The following is a 12,462-nucleotide window of genomic DNA, read 5'->3' as shown; positions in this document are numbered from 1 at the left end:
GTCAGAGTAGGGTATTAATTTATATTTATTGACACATTCAGCCAAGGGTAATAGATTTCATCCTGACATTTTTACCTTTGGAGGCATCTTGCAAGGTCAACGTATCGGCTACGTTCGCGTCAGCAGCTTCGACCAGAATCCTGATCGACAACTGGAACAAATAGAAGTCGGCAAGGTATTCACCGATAAGGCTTCAGGCAAGGACACACAACGTCCCGAACTTGAAAGGCTGCTGGCCTTCGTCCGCGAGGGCGACACCGTGGTGGTGCATAGCATGGACAGGTTGGCACGCAACCTTGATGACCTGCGCCGCATCGTCCAAGGGCTGACACAACGGGGCGTGCGCATGGAGTTCGTCAAAGAAGGGCTAACGTTCACCGGCGAGGACTCACCGATGGCCAATCTGATGCTGTCGGTCATGGGAGCCTTTGCTGAGTTCGAGCGCGCTCTGATCCGCGAACGTCAGCGCGAGGGAATCGTGCTGGCTAAGCAGCGCGGGGCCTACCGGGGACGAAAGAAATCGCTGAACAGCGAACAAATTGCCGAGTTGAAACGGCGAGTTGCGGCAGGCGAGCAGAAAACCTTGGTGGCCCGTGACTTCGGCATCAGCCGCGAAACCTTGTACCAGTACCTGCGGGAAGACTGACCATGCCACGCCGCTCAATCCTGTCCGCCACCGAGCGCGAAAGTCTGCTGACACTGCCAGATGCCAAAGACGAACTGATACGGCACTACACGTTCAACGAAACCGACCTGTCGGTGATCCGTCAGCGTCGCGGCGCCGCGAATCGATTGGGCTTCGCCGTGCAGCTTTGCTACTTGCGATTCCCTGGCATCTTCTTGGGCGTCGATGATCCTCCATTTCTGCCCCTGCTGCGCATGGTGGCCGCACAACTCAAGGTGCCGGTGGGAAGCTGGAACCATTACGGCCAGCGCGAGCAGACACGGCGGGAGCACTTGGTCGAGCTGCAAACGGTGTTTGGATTCAAGCCCTTCACCATGAGTCATTACCGGCAAGCCGTGCATACATTGACCGAACTGGCCTTGCAAACAGACAAAGGCATTGTGCTGGCCAGCACCCTTGTTGAAAACCTGCGGCGGCAGAGCATCATCCTACCCGCCATGAATGCCATCGAGCGCGCAAGCGCCGAGGCCATTACCCGTGCCAACCGAAGCATCCATGCGGCATTGGCCGATTCCTTGATACCTGTCCATCGCCAGTGCCTGGACGAACTGCTCAAGCGCAAGGATGGTAGCAAAATGACGTGGCTAGCGTGGCTGCGCCAATCGCCCGCCAAGCCAAACTCGCGCCACATGCTTGAACACATCGAACGCCTCAAAGCCTGGCAGGCGCTTGACCTACCTGCTGGCATCGAACGGCAGGTACACCAAAACCGCTTGCTCAAGATCGCCCGCGAAGGCGGCCAGATGACGCCCGCCGACCTGGCCAAGTTCGAGTCGCAGCGGCGTTACGCCACCTTGGTAGCACTGGCCATCGAGGGCATGGCCACCGTCACTGATGAAATCATCGACCTTCACGACCGTATCATCGGCAAGCTGTTCAATGCGGCCAAGAACAAGCATCAACAGCAGTTCCAGGCTTCCGGCAAGGCGATCAACGACAAGGTGCGGATGTATGGGCGCATCGAGCGCACGCTGTTCATTCTGGATTGGCTGCAAAGCGTGGAGCTGCGCCGCCGCGTCCATGCGGGGCTGAATAAGGGCGAGGCGCTGGACGACACGTTGCTGCAATATCTGTCCCCGCTGGGGTGGGAGCATATCAACCTGACCGGCGATTACCTATGGCGCAGCAGTGCCAAGGTCGGTGCGGGGAAGTTCAGGCCATTGCGACCGCTGCCACCGGCTTAGCGTGCTTTATTTAATGAGATGGTCACTCCCTCCTTCCCAGTACTATGCTGAGGACAGGCTTTCATTCGGAGAACCATCATGGAAAACATTGCGCTTATTGGTATCGATCTGGGTAAGAACTCTTTCCATATTCATTGTCAGGATCATCGTGGGAAGGCCGTTTACCGTAAAAAATTCACCCGACCAAAGCTAATCGAATTTCTGGCGACATGCCCGGCAACAACCATCGCGATGGAAGCCTGTGGCGGTTCTCACTTTATGGCACGCAAGCTGGCAGAGTTAGGGCATTTTCCAAAGCTGATATCACCGCAATTTGTCCGCCCATTCGTTAAAAGCAACAAAAATGACTTCGTTGATGCTGAAGCTATCTGTGAAGCAGCATCACGTCCATCTATGCGTTTCATGCAGCCCAGAACCGAATCTCAGCAGGCAATGCGAGCTCTGCATCGTGTCCGTGAATCCCTGGTTCAGGATAAGGTGAAAACAACTAATCAGATGCATGCTTTTCTGCTGGAATTTGGTATCAGCGTTCCGCGAGGTGCTGCCGTTATTAGTCGACTGAGTACCCTTCTTGAGGACAGTAGTTTGCCTCTTTATCTCAGCCAGTTACTGCTGAAATTACAACAGCATTATCACTATCTTGTTGAGCAGATTAAAGATCTGGAATCTCAGTTGAAACGAAAGTTGGACGAAGATGAGGTTGGACAGCGCTTGCTGAGTATTCCCTGCGTTGGAACGCTGACTGCCAGTACTATTTCAACTGAGATTGGCGACGGGAAGCAGTACGCCAGCAGCCGTGACTTTGCGGCGGCAACAGGGCTGGTACCCCGACAGTACAGCACGGGAGGTCGGACGACATTGTTAGGGATTAGCAAGCGGGGCAACAAAAAGATCCGAACTTTGTTGGTTCAGTGTGCCAGGGTATTCATACAAAAACTGGAACACCAGTCTGGCAAGTTGGCCGACTGGGTCAGGGAGTTGTTGTGTCGGAAAAGCAACTTTGTCGTCACCTGTGCTCTGGCAAACAAGCTGGCCAGAATAGCCTGGGCACTGACGGCGCGACAGCAAACTTACGAAGCATAAAGGCAGAAATACACCAGTTTAAACAATCATTCATCTGGTTTTGCGAATACTGATATTGATGATACTAACGGCCCACCGGCCTGTTGAGGAACCTGTAAAACGGAAAGGCTCATTGAAGCCGTATATTTTCTGGAGGTTCATCAGGCGCGGAACTCATCGAGGCGCGGGAATAAAATCCCATTCAGACGCCGGATAGATTCAAGCAAGCCAACTTGTCGTCAAAATCGGTGTTGCAAAAACGGGAGTGACCATAGATTCCGTTTTCTGAGACGACCCCCTTATGGCAGCACTTTAAATTGAGTCTCATACAGTATCTGTTTTCTTTCTCTTCATCTCTCATGACCTGCTGCCCACTTACAGACTCCAGGGTAAAGCAAAAAATTCTCCACCGGTGAGCAGAGTATATTGCATATGCCAGTTTATGAGTGTATATATAGCATATGCCAATAAGGAGCCTTCATGCCAAGACCCAGAATTCCCCGTAACATCTGTGGCCGCCCTGCGGATACCTGTTTTAAGCCCAATGCGCGACCGATGAGCCAGCTTGAACATGTTCATTTAAAAGAAGATGAGTTTGAAGCGTTACGGCTGGTCGATTTACTGGGCATGCAACAGCAGGAAGCGGCTGTTGCAATGGGGGTTTCAAGGCAGACACTGGCCAATGTCCTGAAAGCAGCCCGTTTTAAGGTTGTGGACTGTCTCACTCAGGGCAAGGCCTTAATAATGCACTCTGAAAGGGAAGGAGTTACACAAGATGATCACAGCCATTCCAGTGAATGACGACCGGGTAGCAAATCATTTTACCAAAGCGAGTCACCTTGTCCTGGTGGATGAGCGCGGTGTGGAGCTCAGCCGGACAGAAAATCCCGCGCTGGGCGCAGATTGTTCAGGTAAACGGAAGCTGGTTGACCTGCTGGTTCAACAGCAAGTCAGCCGCGTTGTGGTCCGTAACATCGGGGAACGGATGCTGGGTAAATTACTGGGGCATCAGATCGCGGTGTACCAGACTGACTGTGGTCGTCGTTTGTTCACTGAACTGTGTGATCCGGATACCCGTGTTCTGACTGAACTGAATAAGCCGGAGCAGGGACGCCAGTCCTTTCATCATGAGGCGAAAGGGAAAAAATGCTGTCACTCTGACGGGAACACAGCAGAAAATGCGTGCCAGGGTGGGCGTCAGCATCATCACGGAAACGGGCGCTGTTGCCATTCATGAGTTTATTTCATCACGGGCGGTGATTTTTATCAGACCCGTATTGTGTATAAACCAGGAGCCGGAATGTGTGGAGGAGGCAGTAATGATGCCGGGGGAGCCCCTCAGCTGACTGAATTCCGGATGCCTCCCGTCAGTACAACCGGACGCTGAGCAGAAACAGATGAATTGTTATCTTGATGCCAGAAAGGCCCATACCTGTTGTATGGTCTGTAGTTCCCGCGACAACAACCCTGATACGGTGAACTTAATGTTTTCAGAGCACCCGGATGGCTCTGTATGTGCGGACTACACGGCCAATCACAGGCATCAGGGGTATACGGGTCTTTTACATGGCGGAATGACGAGTACCCTGCTGGATGCAGCAATGACTCATTGTTTGTTCATGCAGGGTGTGCAAGCCCTGACGGCTGAACTGACGGTAAGATTCATTTCACCCGTTTGTACCGGAGACAAACTGATGGTATGTGCCAGACTGCTTGGGCAACGCAGGGGGATTTACCTGCTTGAAGCATGGCTGACAAAAGGACAGCAGACAGTGGCACGTGCCACGGCGAAATTCATTGTTCCGTCGCAGGATATTGCTCTGGCGCATCGCTAGTGTGACAGACGACAGGTGTACCTGGTTATTATAAAAATTTGAGGCGTGTTTTGCTCAGACCGGAAAGAATAATCGCATATCGTATATTCCACTGAAACCGTGTAAGAGGTAGTTATGAGTAAACAAATCATTGATATTGGTATTGCTGAATCATCCCGGGTGGAGATTGCAGACGGCCTGTCCCGGCTTCTTGCTGACACCTATACCCTGTATATAAAAACACATTACTATCACTGGAATGTAACTGGCCCCATGTTTAACAGCTTACATTTAATGTTTGAAAATCAATACAATGAGCTGGCCACTGCCGTTGATGATATCGCTGAACGTATACGCTCGCTCGGATGCTTCGCGCCCGGCACATATCATGAATTTTCACGTTTAACAGCGGTTAATGAAGATAAGGATATTCCGGCAGCAAAAAACATGATTGAAAATCTTGTCCAGGGCCAGGAGACCGTGGTTAAAACTGCACGCTCCCTGTTCCCGCTCGTTAATAATGCGAATGATGAAGCCACAGCAGATCTGCTTACACAACGTATCCAGTTACATGAGAAAACTGCCTGGATGTTGCGTAGCCTGCTTGAATAATGTCACCCCGTGGCAGCAGAAAAAACGGTTTGTCAGCCACAGGCTATTACTGACAGTGCAGAATCATCCGTGTTCCTGTGGCTGTTTTTTCTGACCGTCACAGTATTAAACACCATTGAATCAGTGGGTTAATCAGTGAATGCGTGAACGAGAAATACAGTCCGTGACGGGCATCATCGGCTGGTATATCCGGACCACTGTTGTTTTCCCGTTAAGGTATCGCAGGTTCCGGTCTGGCATTTCACAGCCTGAACAGGGTTAATGATGCATGGATAAAACGGTTTACGGGGAAAGCAGGATCATATTATTCGTTGTTATGGCTTCCTTTACCGGTGCCTGCCTGCGGGCAGTAGAGATCATATAAGGTATTTAACAACGTCATGATACGGTTATCCTCAATACGGTAATATACCATTTTACCTGCCCGTCGGGTCTCGACCAGCTTCAGGCGGCGCATTACACCCAGCTGCTGGGACAGGGTCGGCTGAGTGATACCGACCGCCGCTTCCAGCCCGGCCACATTCGCTTCCCCCAGGCTTAACTGACACATCAACAGCAACCGGTCGCTGTTGGCCAGTCCCCGTAAGACATCTGCTGCCCTCAGGGCCGCATTCTTCATATCTGTCTGACGTTTTGTGTCTTCATTCATGAGCATTGCTGATTTCTCATACTATGTGTTTTTATATAATATAATTTAGTATACTAACGGTATCGTAATTTTGCCATCGTGTTCGTCAGGTCTGCAGCGTCCTGCCGGCCCGGGGAAACGATTATATCTGGCAGGCATTTTTGCCCCGGGTGAACAGAGAGGATGTAATGAAAATAGTGATTGTTGGTGGTGTTGCCGGCGGGGCATCCGCTGCAGCCAGAGCTCGTCGGTTATCAGAGGATGTCAGTATTGTTGTGTTTGAACGGGGAAGCGATGTCTCTTTCGCCAACTGTGGATTACCTTATCATATAGGCGGAAAAATTCCTTTAAGGCAGTCACTGATTCTGAAAACCCCGGAGGATTTTAAATCCCGCTTTAACATAGACGTCCGTATCTGTCATGAAGTGACGTCAGTGGATCCGGTTAATAAAACGGTGACGGTTAAAAATCTGACCTCAGGGGAGGTCTATAGCGAAGAATGGGATCGTCTGCTCCTCAGTACCGGCGCCGCTCCGGTTGTCCCTCCTTTGCCCGGGCTACAGGAAGAGGGTGTCTTTACGCTGCGAAATCTTACTGACATGGATGCTATCCTGGGGTGGATTGAGCAACATCACGTAGCTCACACCACGCTTGTCGGGGGGGGATTTATCGGACTTGAAGTGATGGAGGCTCTGAGCGAACGGGGGATCAGTGTGACCCTGCTGGAGATGGGGGAACAGGTTATGGCTCCGGTTGATCCTGAAATGGCATCTGCCCTGCATCAGGAAATCCGGAGTCATGGCGTGGATCTGCGTCTCAGAACGGCGCTCACCGAGGTACTGCGGACAGAGACGGGATTCCGCGTTGCACTGTCTGAGGGTGGGTTTCTGCAGACCGACATGGTTATTCTCGCCATCGGGGTAAAACCTGAGAACAGCCTTGCCACAGGAGCCGGGCTCGCAGTGGGTAAACGGGGAGGCATAAGCGTCAATGCCTGTATGCAGACCAGTATCCCTGACATCTACGCCGTGGGGGATGCCGTTGAAACTCCAGACTTTGTCTTTCAGGAACCCGCTAATTTTCCTCTGGCAGGGCCCGCCAACCGCCAGGGACGCATTGCTGCTGATAACATGCTAGATCGTCACAGCCTTTACCATGGCAGTCAGGGGACATCCATTTGTAAGGTATTTTCGCTGAGTATTGGCAGCGTCGGTGCGAATGAAAAGCAGCTGAAAGTTCATGGCACCCGATACGAGAAGGTTTACGTCCATGCCGCTGATCATGCCGGTTACTACCCGGGGGCAACGATGATCAGTCTGAAACTGCTGTTCAGCCCCGATACCGGTAAAATTCTCGGGGCTCAGGCATCAGGGAAAAAAGGGGTTGATAAACGCATCGATGTCCTGTCTGTCGCACAGCGCGCGGGGCTTACCGTCAACGATCTCGAACATCTTGAGCTGACTTATGCTCCACCTTTTAACAGTGCAAGGGACGTCGTTAACCAGGCTGGTATGGTGGCGACAAATGTAATGAAAGGAGATACGGTCATATGTCATGTCAGCGATGTGTTACAACGGGAACCGGGCAGTTATTGTTTACTTGATATTCGCTCTCCTGCCGAACTGAAACAATTTGGCGAATATCCTGACGCGCTATCCATTCCACTGGATTCCCTGCGGGAGAATCTTGAAAAAGTGCCTAAAGATAAAGAGATTTTTATAGGGTGCCAGAGTGGCCTGCGCGGGCATGTGGCATACCGTATTCTTCAGGCCCACGGCTTCAGGACATATAATCTGAGTGGTGGCTTTATAACCTGGCAGGCGGTAACGGAGTCAATAAGTAAATAAGAGATGAGGTGCCATACACATGGCACCCTGAATCGCCACAGGTTTAACAGTGAAGTGGTCTGCTGAATTTGTTCACCTGAACAGAGGTGTGGACTGACCCCGCACCGTTATAAGGACAGTTATGAAAAAAATAACTTTTCAGATCAGGCATATAATGTCAGATTCATGGTCACTATAGGAATGGCAAGGACTGGATTTTCATTTTGCAGCCATCAGGCTGCTTAGTTCAGAGATAGGTCTGTGTAATGCGTAACTTCGTGACTCGATTGAGAGTATGGTTTCCGCCCCCACTCATCTTATTGCTGTTTTTCGTCACTGATGTGTTGACTGCAATCCCGCGTTTTACCTTCGACATCGTGAATATAGTGCTAAGCGTGTTGCTGACCGGTGTTTGTATTACCATGATACTGCACACCGCTTGGCAGATGAGCACGAACGGCACGACGCTTAATCCGCTTCATCCGGATAGAACCACCAAGCTGGTAACTGTCGGTTGTTACGCATGGAGTCGAAACCCTATTTACCTTGGAATGAGCGGGCTCCAGTTATCCGTTGCTCTCTGCTTTGGCAGCCTGGTGGGGATACTTGCTGTACCGTTGTTTATGTTTGTAGTAGCCAGATTACATATCCATGTTGAAGAGGTACAGCTTCGAAAACGTTTCGGGTTGGAATGGGAACGCTATACCCAACGGGTTCGTCGCTGGTTATAGCAACCCCGTGGTGTTGCAGGAGACAAATAAGGGGTCAGTTTGGAGATCGGAAATTTTTGTACGTTAAGCACATTATTTAACCAATTAGGATACGTAAGTGATTGATTTATCGTCAGTGGCTATCGCTTTTAGGTTGTCGCTCTTGCTGTATCGCATTTAGGTTATCCGATTAAGACAAAATCCCCTGAAAACGCTGTATAGCGCGGGAGTACACCCTATTGCGATAGCGCGATCTGTTCAAAAAACAGGCTTAACGAATGGAAGGGACTTCCCCTGATTATGCGCCTGATTAACTCTTGTGCAATCATGGGGTACACATCGTCCCGGAGGAATTCGTTATGACTATCACGACTGTCGGTATCGATCTTGCTAAAAATGTGTTTGCTGTTCACGGTGTTGATCAAAATGGTAGAACTGTTCTGGTTAAGCCTAAAGTATCGCGTGCTGCACTTCCTGAGTTAATTGCAAGTTTGCCTCCCTGTGTTATCGGGATGGAAGCATGCTCCGGGGCTCACTACTGGGCAAGATTGTTTCGGCAGTATGGTCATGAGCCACGTCTGATGGCTGCTAAGTTTGTATCGCCTTATCGTATGGCCGGAAAATCAGGAAAAAATGATGCAGCTGATGCTCAGGCTATCTGTGAAGCTGTTCGTCGTCCGCATATGCGGTTCGTACCAGTGAAAGACGAAAGCCAGCAGGCCATGCAGTGTTTACATCGTACCCGTCAGGGTTTTATCGAAGAGAAAACAGCAACGTATAATCGTCTGCGAGGATTGATATCTGAATTCGGTGTCATCGCGCCACAAAGTGCTGATGCCCTGCGCCACATGGTTTCTGTGCAGAAGAGCTCTTTACCGCTTCAGGTTCAGCAATGTGTTGATGATTTGATGGAACACGTTGATCGCATTGAAGCTAACATCACTGAATATGACCGAATTTTGTCCCACATAGCCAAAACAGATCATCGCAGTCAGCGGCTGATGGAGCTAAAGGGCGTTGGTCCCACAACGGCCTGTGCACTGGTCGCCAGTATCGGTAATGCACATGATTTTAAAAATGGACGTCAACTGGCAGCCTGGCTGGGGCTGACGCCATCACAATACAGCAGCGGGGGAAAGTCGAAACTCGGCAGGATCACAAAAGCCGGTGATTCGTATCTGCGAACGCTTCTGGTTCAGGGGGCTCGTTCAGTGCTTATTGGCGCCGGGAAAAGGACTGACTCATTCAGCCGTTGGGTTTGTATGTTGGTTGAGCGCAGAGGGTACTGGCGGGCTGTTGTGGCCATCGCCGCCAAAAATGCGCGGCTGTGTTGGGCATCACTACATTACGGTGATGATTTCCGGCTGTACTCAGTCAACTAAAGCTCGAAGCTGTATAACCATCTGACCTGCAATTCGTTGATGATAAAGGGTTAGACCCCGTGAGGCCTATCTGGCTATTGTACAGGATATACGTATCCGCTTAACGAACAAGAACCTCACGCGCGTCTTTCATCAGGGCCCGAATCGATGACGATTCATCATGGCCGTTTATAGTACCGCAGTCTCTCCCCTTTATTTTTACTGAAGAGCAGACAGAAACCATAAATACCGGCTTTGACATGCCGGGGAAGTCCTTATAGTACAATAATTTTCGATATCCAAACTGACCCCTATGATACTCGAAAGGCGGCCTAGGATACATATCCGCTTCAAAGCTGCGAGTACAAAACAAGGCACATCTATTACTGATGTGATAAAGGACTTGGTCGATAATTGGCTGAAAGAAAATGACAGCCAAAAGACTCAAATGAGTAAAAACACATTAACTCAAAAACACACCTATCCTTACCGAGAACACTGATCTGGTGCATAAACTTTTTATGTGCCAGATCGGTGTTGGCCAAGCAAAGCGCGGCAGCGTGTTTAGACTTACAGTAAATGGCGTTTATGGTTCATCTGTTGGTGCAAAATACGCGCAATCAGAATATCCGTATCACGAACCGTATAAAAAATGGCATGTCGCTGAAATTCAATGCGCATCACACCAGGAACGGTATGGTAGTCACGTCCCATATCTGGCATTCCGGCCAGTGTCTCGAAAAATGCCTCAAGTGCGTCTGTATAATGGTCTGCCTGAGCTTCACCAAATTTCAAGAGCGTATAGTCATAAATCCCGGCGAAGTCGTCTGCTGCCCGTTCAGTGAGTTTATACACGATGTCTCAGTTTTCTTTGTGCTGCAATATCCCGCAGTGATAGCGAGCTTTCACCGCTTTCCAGCCCAGCAATAACAGCCTGACGAATAACTTCATCGTTTGTTTCCTGTTGCTCCAGCAATCGCAGCGCAGAACGCATAACTTCACTCGCAGAGCCGTAACGGCCACTGTCTATTAATCGACTAATAAACGAATCGAGTTGTTCGCCAATCGTAACGCTTGTTGTTCTGGCCATAACGCCCCCTGTGTTAACTATCAACACAATGATAGGAATACTTGCTCCTGGTGTCAACGAATACACCCAAACGGATTTCGCCCCCTTCCTGCCAGACTGGTTTTTTAGCTTACTTTTAGCGATGAAGTAGGTAAGGGCGAAAAGCGCCTTTTCGCTGCATTGCGTCTCGTTGACTCCATGCCTCCGGCTAAGGCCGGAGGTGCTACTTAAAGTCTTTTGGGGAGCATAGCGACCATGCCGAACCGGCGCGGCCATCTGGCCGCTGCAAGGGCGGTCATTATCGGTTTTCCCCGTTATCCACAGAACTTATCCAGCGAATAAGTAGATCTTTAATGAAGTTAAGTAGGTCGAAGACCTGATTGTTTTGCAGCTAACTATTGGTTGATTGCAGATAGTCCCATTTACCTATTTGCAGGTAAGTGTGCATAAAAGATATAACGCCGGTGTTGATTGGGGTTTTGACCAAATATCGGTGAGGTTATCGTGATAATGGTGACTAAAAAACGAGCTGTTTTAGCAGATGGACAACGAACATCCTCCGCAGGGAATCGGATTAGTAAAAAGAGGGCGGGTTAGTGAGGCGGGGCTGTGCCTGGCTGCTCCATATTTACCAGTTCAAGCTGGTAAAGCTGAGTCCAGACCATTTTTTCAAACTGCTGAGGGGTTAGATGGTGTATATCACCCTTCATATCACGGAAAATACGCTCGGCCACCTGACGCTTTCGCTCATCGAACGGTAATTCGGCCAGCTTACGCCGTTGTTTGCCCTCAATAGCGCGTGTACGGCGGCTGAGTATCGTCTGATGGCGGCAACGTTCATACCAGCGCTTACGGGCTTCTTTTACTGTCATAGCCTCACCGGGTTGTAGAATGCCGTCCTCAATAGCGCGTAGGCGTTCTTCTTGCTCGGCTCGTAGCTTGTCCATATCCACACCGGTAAGACGCCAGCCTTCTTCTGTAATGATTATATGCTTAGGAAAACGGCACCCGTTCACATAATCCCACTCAGTTTCAGGCGCAAGGACTATGCCAAACCTCGCCAATTCGTCTATCAGACGCGACACCCTGGATACCGTCACGGCAGTTTCAGGGATGATCTGGCCATCTTCATTCCGTGGACTGAGTTCTTCAGCCAGCTTAGTGATGTTGATAGTGACAATACCGGTAGCAAGATCGGCTTTGTTGACGAAAAGCACAAACAATGCATCGAGCAAACGCCGGCGTACTTCACGGAAAGCTCTTTTTCTGTCCGCGACAGGTCGCAAAAAAGTGAAGATTGGATCGGCAGAAACACGACGACGAATAACCCAGGCACCAGAGGTTTTGTCCTGGCTCATAAGGTTACGTAAGGCTCGACCATGCTGTTTACTGAGAGGTTTATAATGCGCCGGACGCACGTAGAGCGGTAACGGACATTTACAGGCTGTAGAATGTTCGCCACGATGACGCTTGTCTGGGTTTTGTTGGGTAGAATTTATCTGGTTATTCAC

The 12,462-nt window shown here is 50.2% G+C and carries 15 protein-coding genes and 1 pseudogene; 12 read left to right on the top strand and 4 right to left on the bottom strand.

What is annotated here, in order from left to right; translation table 11 throughout:
* Positions 1-88 precede the first annotated feature (88 nt).
* The 8 genes and pseudogenes from HV107_RS26095 to HV107_RS26065 all read left to right on the top strand — a co-directional run bounded on the left by HV107_RS26095 (position 89) and on the right by HV107_RS26065 (position 5,357).
* Complete coding sequence (locus HV107_RS26095) at positions 89-646, top strand: recombinase family protein (protein WP_016236504.1); 558 nt, start codon at positions 89-91, stop codon at positions 644-646.
* A gap of 2 nt (positions 647-648) precedes the next feature.
* Positions 649-1,659 (top strand): annotated as a pseudogene (locus tag HV107_RS26090) (DUF4158 domain-containing protein); the annotation flags it as partial.
* Positions 1,633-1,869, top strand: a complete 237-nt coding sequence (locus HV107_RS27585; protein ID WP_176392666.1) for a Tn3 family transposase — start codon at positions 1,633-1,635, stop codon at positions 1,867-1,869. The pseudogene HV107_RS26090 and the gene HV107_RS27585, both read left to right, overlap by 27 nt.
* A 78-nt stretch (positions 1,870-1,947) precedes the next feature.
* Positions 1,948-2,952 carry an IS110-like element IS5075 family transposase gene (locus HV107_RS26085; protein WP_105318624.1) on the top strand — a complete coding sequence of 335 codons (1,005 nt, stop codon included), beginning with the start codon at positions 1,948-1,950 and terminating at the stop codon, positions 2,950-2,952.
* Between the two features lie 459 nt (positions 2,953-3,411).
* A complete protein-coding gene (locus HV107_RS26080; RefSeq protein ID WP_001137910.1) occupies positions 3,412-3,732 on the top strand; it encodes a DUF134 domain-containing protein in 321 nt (106 codons plus the stop codon).
* Complete coding sequence (locus HV107_RS26075; protein WP_000626969.1) at positions 3,707-4,168, top strand: NifB/NifX family molybdenum-iron cluster-binding protein; 462 nt, start codon at positions 3,707-3,709, stop codon at positions 4,166-4,168. The genes HV107_RS26080 and HV107_RS26075 overlap by 26 nt, the downstream gene beginning before the upstream one ends.
* Positions 4,169-4,505: 337 nt before the next feature.
* Positions 4,506-4,766, top strand: coding sequence for a PaaI family thioesterase (locus HV107_RS27450; RefSeq protein WP_017901299.1), 261 nt, complete (start codon positions 4,506-4,508; stop codon positions 4,764-4,766).
* Positions 4,767-4,880: 114 nt separating this feature from the next.
* Positions 4,881-5,357 (top strand): Dps family protein, encoded by a 477-nt coding sequence (locus HV107_RS26065; RefSeq protein WP_000043177.1) that lies wholly within the window; start codon positions 4,881-4,883, stop codon positions 5,355-5,357.
* A 304-nt stretch (positions 5,358-5,661) separates the two neighbouring features.
* Here the strand turns inward: HV107_RS26065 and HV107_RS26060 are convergent, their stop codons facing one another.
* The gene (locus tag HV107_RS26060; protein WP_000928911.1) at positions 5,662-6,012 is read right to left on the bottom strand and encodes a helix-turn-helix transcriptional regulator; all 351 of its coding nucleotides are present in this window, start codon (positions 6,010-6,012) and stop codon (positions 5,662-5,664) included.
* Positions 6,013-6,173: 161 nt separating this feature from the next.
* Here HV107_RS26060 and HV107_RS26055 point away from each other — a divergent pair, with 161 nt between their 5' ends.
* The 4 genes from HV107_RS26055 (at position 6,174) to HV107_RS27580 (ending at position 10,384) form a co-directional block, all read left to right on the top strand.
* Complete coding sequence (locus tag HV107_RS26055; protein ID WP_000706606.1) at positions 6,174-7,832, top strand: FAD-dependent oxidoreductase; 1,659 nt, start codon at positions 6,174-6,176, stop codon at positions 7,830-7,832.
* Positions 7,833-8,077: 245 nt separating this feature from the next.
* Positions 8,078-8,542, top strand: coding sequence for an isoprenylcysteine carboxylmethyltransferase family protein (locus HV107_RS26050; RefSeq protein WP_001243598.1), 465 nt, complete (start codon positions 8,078-8,080; stop codon positions 8,540-8,542).
* Between the two features lie 338 nt (positions 8,543-8,880).
* Positions 8,881-9,903, top strand: coding sequence for an IS110 family transposase (locus HV107_RS26045; RefSeq protein ID WP_000156887.1), 1,023 nt, complete (start codon positions 8,881-8,883; stop codon positions 9,901-9,903).
* A 292-nt stretch (positions 9,904-10,195) separates the two neighbouring features.
* Positions 10,196-10,384, top strand: a complete 189-nt coding sequence (locus tag HV107_RS27580) for a plasmid partition protein ParG (RefSeq protein ID WP_064759408.1) — start codon at positions 10,196-10,198, stop codon at positions 10,382-10,384.
* 68 nt (positions 10,385-10,452) lie between these two features.
* Here the strand turns inward: HV107_RS27580 and HV107_RS26035 are convergent, their stop codons facing one another.
* The 3 genes from HV107_RS26035 to repA form a co-directional block, all read right to left on the bottom strand.
* Entirely contained in the window at positions 10,453-10,737 is a 285-nt protein-coding gene (locus tag HV107_RS26035) for a type II toxin-antitoxin system RelE/ParE family toxin (RefSeq protein WP_000277490.1), read from the bottom strand.
* Positions 10,730-10,972: a type II toxin-antitoxin system ParD family antitoxin gene (locus tag HV107_RS26030; protein WP_000124732.1), complete on the bottom strand. Its 243-nt coding sequence runs from the start codon at positions 10,970-10,972 to the stop codon at positions 10,730-10,732. The genes HV107_RS26035 and HV107_RS26030 overlap by 8 nt, the downstream gene beginning before the upstream one ends.
* Positions 10,973-11,544: 572 nt before the next feature.
* The gene (repA, locus tag HV107_RS26025; protein ID WP_064645521.1) at positions 11,545-12,462 is read right to left on the bottom strand and encodes a plasmid replication initiator RepA; all 918 of its coding nucleotides are present in this window, start codon (positions 12,460-12,462) and stop codon (positions 11,545-11,547) included.

Origin of the sequence: Enterobacter sp. RHBSTW-00175 (genome assembly GCF_013927005.1) — a bacterium.
Taxonomy (GTDB): domain Bacteria; phylum Pseudomonadota; class Gammaproteobacteria; order Enterobacterales; family Enterobacteriaceae; genus Enterobacter.
Note: the sequence above shows the minus strand (reverse complement) of the source record. Positions and strands in the feature narration are given on the sequence as shown.